Origin of the sequence: Baaleninema sp., from assembly GCF_049974805.1 — a bacterium.
GTDB lineage: Bacteria > Cyanobacteriota > Cyanobacteriia > Cyanobacteriales > Geitlerinemataceae > Baaleninema.
This window is the reverse complement of sequence record NZ_JBNGCO010000167.1, coordinates 1-7,010: the sequence shown is the minus strand read 5'-3', so window position 1 is coordinate 7,010 and position 7,010 is coordinate 1. Positions and strand designations below refer to the sequence as shown.

Below are 7,010 nucleotides of genomic sequence, written 5' to 3'. Positions count from 1 at the left end.
TGTGTTGCAGCAGGTTCTCAGGAATCTTGAGGCAGCATTTGTGGCGATGTGGGAGTGAGGACATGGGTTTCCTCGGTTCAAAAAGCGGATGCGCTCATATCTGGTGTGAATGGGTGGGTTTTAAAACCCAAATTTTCAGAAAAATCTACCTTTCGATAGAGAGGTTCGATCGCAGAGTTTGCTAATCCCGAGCGCGACGGCGAACCTAGGCTACAATAGGGATATCCGAACCTGAATATCCGAACAGAGTCCGAAGTTCAGTCAACATCTTTGTTCGGCAGTACTTGGTATGCTTATCGTTCGAGATTTTCCGAGTCGAAGCGAAACCCAACGCACAATGCTTCAAAGCAGCTTTAAAGCAGCGATGGCGGCGTCAACTGAACTGAGAAAGATGTCAAAATAGAAATATGGCACGTATCGACATCCGAGGGGTCGAACATACCTACGACCTAAGCGATCCCGTACCCGACAGTTCAGCGTTAGTCTTCGTTCATGGCTGGCTTCTCAGCCGTCAGTACTGGCAACCCCTCGTGACGCGATTATCTCAGAACCATCAGTGTTTGTGTTACGACTTGCGAGGGTTCGGAGAATCCCAACCCAACAGCGATCGACCCCTGCCCGATCGAGATCGATACACCCCTGCCGCCTACGCCAAAGATTTAGAAATTTTACTCGATCGCCTGGACTTATCCAACGTTTGGATTGTCGGACATTCCCTTGGCGGAACCGTCGCCCTGTGGATGGCGTACCAATTTCCCCAGCGGGTGCGGGGGGTGATTTGCCTCAATTCCGGCGGCGGCATTTATTTAAAAGAAGAATTCGAGCGATTTCGCACCGCAGGCGTCCAAATCGTGCGTTGGCGTCCCATCTGGCTGGCCCAGTTTCCCTTCATCGACTGGCTGTTTGCGCGGGCTGCGGTTGCCAAACCCCTCGATCGCACCTGGGGACGCCAACGAGTTCTCGATTTCGTCTGCGCCCATCCCGAAGCCGCCCGAGGCGCCTTATTAGACTCGACCACCGAAGACGAAGTTCACCGCTTACCGAAAATCGTCTCTCAACTTCGCCAACCGGTGTATTTCATCGCCGGAGCGAAAGATAGGATTATGGAACCGAAATACGTGCGCCATCTCGCGAGTTTCCATCATTTATTCGACTGTTGCGGCCATAACACCATCGAAGTGGAAAACTGCGGCCATCTCTCGATGGTCGAACAACCGGATGTAGTCGCGTCCCGCTTGAGAGCGATCGTGAACCAACACGAGATAATTGATAATTTACCGGGGTAATTGATAACGGTCGTGACGCGGGCGAAAAATGTTGAGGAAGTCCGGTTAATATTGTATTCCCGTATCACGCACCGACCCCATCATCCCATTATCTCATCACCCCATCAACTCCAGATTTCCGGAAGAGCCAGACGGAACTTGTAAAAAGGGAATAGCACCCTGAAAGACTGGTTACACCTATGGGTACGCCCAACGCTTTTCTCGCTCTGGCTGCACTAGCAGCGCCGGAAGCCTCTATCGACTCGCCGATGATGCCGGATGTGGCAGCGCCGCAACCGATGGCATTTCAAGCTGATGTGGACGTACAAATGGCTGCTGCATCGCCGTCGGTGAGTGCGCCGGAAACCCTGTCTGACTCGCTTTCTGGGGCCTCTTTGGCGACGGTTTCCGCTCCGTTCGATCGCTACATCACAGTCACCCAAGCCTTGTTGATGAGTTTGGCGCTGTCTCCCCTCGGCGCAATCGCTGTCTTTGGCGTGTTGCGCCGTCGCGTGGTGCAGCGTATGGTGACGGAGGTGCGCCACCAACTGAAACAGTTGGGAGATTTGGAAGGGCAACTCGCCGCCTCGAGTCAACGTGCGGAACGATTGCTGGAAAGGTTAGAACAGCAGGTGGAAGACGCCAGCGAAAACGCACAGGCTCAAGTGGAGGCGCTGACGCGGGATTTGGAAGTTCAAATCGACGAAATCCATCAAGTGGAGCGGGTTCGCGAGGAATGTTTGCATCAGTTGCAGGCGGCGGTGTTGGAAACTCATCAAATTAAAGATCGCACCATCGCCGAAATTGCCAAGATTACGCCGAAAGTCATTTTAGAATCGATTAAACCGGAATTGCGTCAGAAGGTGCGAGCCGTGACGCAGCGGTTGGAGTCGCTTCAGCAGAAATCCTCTGGGAAGTCGTCGGCGAAGTCGTCGGCGAAGTCATCAGCCGAGGCGACAGCCCAGGCGAAGCCGTCGCCGCAGGGGATCGATCGCGCCTTGCGCCAAGCCCACCAAAGCAAACGCCAGAATCCCGAGACGGCGATCGAACTGTACGAGCGGTTGTTGGAAGCGAAACCCAATTCGATCGAGGGTTGGTTGGGATACGCCGAAGCCTTGGGGAAAGTGCAGCGGATTTCCGATGCCATTGTCGCCATCGAACGCGCGATCGCCTTAGATTCCAGCAACGCCGACGCCTGGTATCGTCGCGGCAACTTGCTCTATCGCTTGCGGCGGTACGCCGACGCCGTGACGAGTTTCGACAACGCCCTCGAACGGCAGATCGATCGCGCCGATGTCTGGTTTGGGCGAGGTAACGCCTTGGGGCGATTGCAGCAACATCCCGAAGCGATCGCCAGTTACGATCGAGCCTTGCAACTCTCTCCCAAAAAATACGAAGCCTGGTACAACCGCGCCAACGCCTTGGGCAAACTGCAACGCTACGACGACGCTTTAAAAAGCTATCAGCGGGCGTTACAGCTTCAACCCAAAAGCCAAGAAATTTGGCATAACTTCGGCGCAATTCTCAGCAAAATACAGCGATACAACGAAGCAATTTCCGCCTATCAAAAAGCCGCCGAACTCGACCCCTCTAAATTTGAATCTTGGTACAATCTCGGAAACGTTCTCGGCAAAGTCGAACGCTACGAAGACGCACTTCACGCCTACGAACAAGCAACAAAAATTAACTCAAATCGCTACGAAGTATGGTATAATCGTGGCGCAATTTTAGTCAAGTTGCAATGGTATAAAGCGGCAGTAACATCTTACGAAAGAGTCACGCAGCTTCAACCATCAAATGCCGAAGCTTGGTACAATCGAGGCGTTTTACTCGAAAAATTGCAACATTACGATGGCGCGTTAGAATCCTACGACACCGCCATTGAAATTCAACCCAACTATTACGAAGCTTGGTATGGAAGCGGTAGCGCCTTAGAGAAATTACAGCGTTACGAAGAGGCGCTGACAGCTTACGAACGAGCGATTAAACTCAAACCAGAACAATACGAAGCTTGGTACAGTCGCGGACAGCTCTTATCGGTGTTAAACCAACATCAAGAAGCAATGGCGAGTTTGGGAAAAGCTTTTCAAATTCAGCATAGCTTGCTCCATCCAAGCGCCATGTAACCTCAATCTCAGACCATTTGACAATGTTTTATCAGTTCCTCTCTGATATAAAAAATTTGAGATAATATCCCCATAATCTTGGAGATTTCGGGGATATAGAGGCAACCCATTCCGCATAAATTCTGTAAATTTATGGAATTTGGAAAGATTCAGAAAATTGCGGAGGTTGAGTTGATTGAAGGAACTCAACGAGAGGCGATAACGCTTACTGCTGTTGGGTTCCACTCCGTTCCACCCAACCTACAATTTATCAACCTACAATTTATAAGGTTTTTATGAATTTGGTTTTGTAATATCAAAAAACAGATAAAAAAGCAAGGGGCTAGAGATATAAATACAAAACTGTCCCGAAGGTCGATCGGCGATCGAGCAGCGTTCTGGAAACTGCAACGCGATCGACCCCAAAAATCCTGCCCAAAAAATCAAAACTTTAATCAAAACTTTCCGGAACCCCGTCACCCCCCCCCGAAAAGCAATGACAGGAAACTCTGTCCGTATCGTACCAAGATTGTCGGGAACAATTGCGAGGTTCTAGAAGTCAAAAATATTGAAACTGCCCATCGAAAGCAAACGCTACCTTCCTGCATTTTAACGAGCTTTTTACTCGTCCTGCCTCGGTTTTAATTCCTCAGCTTCGGGAAAGCAAAAGTGCTACGCACCACTTCCCCGAACCATGCCAAGATGCCAAAACGCAGGATGAATTTCCACGGGTGTTTCTACCAGAAACAATGCCTAAACCTGTGGAGGAACCATGGCAAACATTACAGGAACCCTCGTTCCAGATCTAATTATTCCGGGCGGAAACATCCAAGGAGAACTTTTACCCGACCTATCGGGAGACGACATCATCGACTCCCGTGACGGAGACGACGCCGTTGCCGCCGATGCCGGAAACGACAGCGTCGTAGGCGGACTCGGAGACGACCAACTCTTCGGGAACGCCGGTGACGACACCCTGTGCGGCGAAGCGGGAGACGATTCCCTCTACGGCGGAAAAGACAACGATTTAGTCGGCGGAGACGACGGTAACGACCTCGTCTTCGCCGACCTCGGCAACGATACCGGTTACGGCGGCGCCGGGGACGACGTGATGACCGGAAACAAAGGCAACGATGCCTTGTACGGCGGAGATGGCAACGATAGCATCTTCGGCGGACAAGAAAACGACAGCATCTTCGGAGACGCTGGCGACGACCTAATTCTCGGCGACCTCGGTGCCGACGTAGTCGAAGGTGGCGCCGGAAACGATATGTTCGTCCTCGGACGGCGCGACGCCAGCTTGACAACAGGCGGCGCAACCGTTGACGATGCCGACCTCATCAAAGACTTCACCAAAGGCGAAGACAAATTTATGTTGAACGGTCTGCAATTTACAGACCTCAACATTCAAGTAGACGCCGACGGCAACTCGGTCGTTCAAGACAGCCAAACCAGCCAGTTCCTCGCCAAAGTCGAAGGCGTCTCCGACCTGGACGTGACGGACTTCACCAGTGCCGCATCTGCCGACCCCGGACCACAAGGAGCCTTGCAGTTCAGTGCGGCAGCCTACACGGGAGTTGAAGGAACTGACGCAGCAAACCCTGGAAAGGCGCTGATTACCGTGACGCGCACCGACGGTTCTCAAGACCCTATTTCCGTAGGCTACAAAGTCACGCCGGGGGTAACAAACCCCGCACTGGCAGGCGGTATCGACTTCTTCGAGACGACAGACGGGTTGTTGACCTTCGCCGCTGGCGAAACCGAAAAAACCTTTGAAGTCCTGCTTCCGGCAGACCCCGGTACGACCAATATCGCCGACGACGGGAAAACCGTGTCTCTGTCGCTGTTCGACCCCACCAACGGCGCGGTTCTCGGCAGCCAATCGGCAGCGGTTCTTACCATCGGCGATTCCGGTGGAAGCGGTGGTGCCGTAGGTGGTGCTGAGTACGAATTCGTTCTCGATTCCGTTGCGGGCGCTTCCACCAACGTTTACGGAGTGGCTGAATCAGATGGCGGTACAGCCTTGGGTACCTTCACCACGCCAATTACCATCAAACGTAGTATTTCGGTGGGCGAAGATACCATCAACTTCAATGCGTTCGACGCAACTGCGACGAGTCCGGACGACTTCACCCGTATTGACGGACAGACGGTGACGTTCGCAGATGGACAACAGTACGCCACGGTGGATGTAGTCATTAACAACGATGGTACGGCAGTGACCGAACCCGAAATTGAGAACGCCAGCTTGACGTTGCAAAACGGCTCGGGTCAGGTTCTCGATTCTGCCAACTTGCTCATCAACAACCAAGCGGCGGCTGCTACGGGTGTAGGGTTCTCGTTTGGAACGGATGCGTACAGCCTTGGTGGAACGGACGCTGCAGCTACAGGTGGAGGAACCGGTGACGGTCCCAACGGCGAATTTATCGAGTTGACAGTCTTCCGTTCTAACGTTTCGACGGCTGAAACAGTTGACTATAGTGTGATTGCCTCCACTACGGGTTCTGCGGCAATAGCCGACCCTGATGGTGCTGCTCCTGTTGCTGGTTCGGGCGAGTATGATTTCGTTCCTGTTAGCGGTCAATTGAGCTTCGGTATCGGAGAACTGACTCAAACGATTCAAGTTCCGACATTCTTTGATGGTACAGCTGGTGAATTTATTACCGCCGAGCTGTCGGGTAATGGATTGGGTCTGTATCCAACTGCTAACGTGGACATTCTCTAATCTGCATCGTCTTTCAAGACGAAACTTGTCTCGTACACTTGCTAAAAAGCACCCCCCTCTCGGGGTGTTTTTTATCCCAGCTTGACAGATCCCCGGCATCTTCGAGATGCCGGGGATCTTGGGTGGTCGCACCATCGCCGCCTCAAAACCGTACCTGAAACCGCCAAGATGACGGATAATTCAGACCTGTGCAACACTAAACTAAGGACGATCGAACGATGGTGTTATGGCGAAGGTTTACACGACCGAGGAACTGATCGAGATTCTGGACTCGGAACACCAAGCCTGTCTGCGGGGGGAACGGTTGAATCTGTCGGCGACACCGTATATCGGCAATACCGCCGTCGATCGCTGGCTAAATCCCGACGCGATGCAGCGGTTTGCGGCGTATCAGGATTTCAAATCCGCCGTCCATCGCTACCAACAGGAACACGACGTATCCGGCATTGTCTGGCGCAGCTTGACTCTTCACGGGGAGACGCTACACTATCCCCAAGTCCACGATCGCCTCATCGCCCTCGATCGCGATTTAGACAGCTTGCGCCGCGCCAAACCAGAAACGATCGCCTTCTGGGAGCGATCGACCGCCTCAATGGACTTATACCTCAGCGTCAACCAAGGCAAAGATTACCAGCGCATCTCTCCAGAAGACGTTCGCCAAATCGATCGCCGCACAGAATGGGCGAACCTCTGGAAATGGGAAAACGACAGCTTTCTCGAAGTCGTCTTACAACTGGGGTGGGGACAAGGCCACGAAGCCGCCTACCGCCGGGGATCGCTCGTTTCGGGCAGCGAATACATCCACGGGGTTCGATCGGGCCATCTCCCCATCGGATAAAGGCAAAATTCCGCCAAATCGTAGGGCACTGGTCGTGTAAAGTGGGAGATATAATCTCCTCGAAAATTACCCATGAA

General features: G+C 52.8%; 4 protein-coding genes. All 4 read left to right on the top strand.

The genetic code is table 11. The features are described 5' to 3' along the window. Positions 1 to 407: 407 nt before the first annotated feature. The 4 genes from ACP5D4_RS20325 to ACP5D4_RS20310 all read left to right on the top strand — a co-directional run bounded on the left by ACP5D4_RS20325 (position 408) and on the right by ACP5D4_RS20310 (position 6,933). Positions 408 to 1,286 (top strand): alpha/beta fold hydrolase, encoded by an 879-nt coding sequence (locus ACP5D4_RS20325; protein ID WP_428013436.1) that lies wholly within the window; start codon positions 408 to 410, stop codon positions 1,284 to 1,286. A gap of 179 nt (positions 1,287 to 1,465) precedes the next feature. Continuing rightward, on the top strand, positions 1,466 to 3,391 hold the full coding sequence (locus ACP5D4_RS20320; RefSeq protein WP_428013435.1) for a tetratricopeptide repeat protein: 1,926 nt from the start codon (positions 1,466 to 1,468) through the stop codon (positions 3,389 to 3,391). Between the two features lie 751 nt (positions 3,392 to 4,142). Further along, positions 4,143 to 6,095 carry a Calx-beta domain-containing protein gene (locus ACP5D4_RS20315; RefSeq protein ID WP_428013434.1) on the top strand — a complete coding sequence of 651 codons (1,953 nt, stop codon included), beginning with the start codon at positions 4,143 to 4,145 and terminating at the stop codon, positions 6,093 to 6,095. 226 nt (positions 6,096 to 6,321) lie between these two features. Beyond that, positions 6,322 to 6,933: a hypothetical protein gene (locus ACP5D4_RS20310; RefSeq protein ID WP_428013433.1), complete on the top strand. Its 612-nt coding sequence runs from the start codon at positions 6,322 to 6,324 to the stop codon at positions 6,931 to 6,933. Positions 6,934 to 7,010: the final 77 nt, after the last annotated feature.

Coding starts and splice junctions, on each gene's coding strand:
- ACP5D4_RS20325 (WP_428013436.1), top strand. CDS start 408: ATGGCACGTATCGACATCCGAGGGGTCGAACATACCTACGACCTAAGC.
- ACP5D4_RS20315 (WP_428013434.1), top strand. CDS start 4,143: ATGGCAAACATTACAGGAACCCTCGTTCCAGATCTAATTATTCCGGGC.
- ACP5D4_RS20320 (WP_428013435.1), top strand. CDS start 1,466: ATGGGTACGCCCAACGCTTTTCTCGCTCTGGCTGCACTAGCAGCGCCG.
- ACP5D4_RS20310 (WP_428013433.1), top strand. CDS start 6,322: ATGGCGAAGGTTTACACGACCGAGGAACTGATCGAGATTCTGGACTCG.